General features: G+C 49.7%; 1 pseudogene. It reads right to left on the reverse strand.

Annotation, left to right across the window (positions count from 1 at the left end):
• Window positions 1–3: 3 nt before the first annotated feature.
• Window positions 4–539: pseudogene (locus ASC50_RS03710) on the reverse strand (ABC transporter ATP-binding protein); the annotation flags it as partial.

Here is a 539-nt window from a genome sequence, read left to right on the forward strand (position 1 = left end):
GTTTCAACCAAGTTTCGCCCACTCCTCCATCGCCGCATCCAACTGCTTCTGCTTATCGGCGTGCTGCCACAGCAAATTGGTGTTGGAAGCTCCCTCAGGGGTGCTCAGGATGGCTTCCATGTCGCGAATTTCTTTTTCTAATGCTTCGATTTTCTTTTCAATGTCGGCGATGGATTTTTCCACGCGCTTTTGCTGCTTTTGTTGGTCTTTGCGCTGCTCGTATGATAATGGAACTGAGGCTTTGTCATTGCGGGTTTGACCCGCAATCCTCTCCTCAACACTCCTATTCTTAGCAGGAGGTTGCGGGTCAAGCCCGCAATGACGGACAAACTCACCATTATTTTTTCGCAAAAATTCATAGATGCCGCCGAGATGTTCGCGCACTCGTTGGTTGCCAAATTCATAGACTTTATCGACCAAGCCGTCTAAGAAATCGCGGTCGTGCGATACCACAATCACGGTGCCGTCGAAGGCTTTGATGGCTTCTTTGAGCACGTCCTTTGTGCGCATATCCAAGTGGTTGGTTGGCTCATCGAGGA

Source organism: Candidatus Symbiothrix dinenymphae (genome assembly GCF_001431085.1).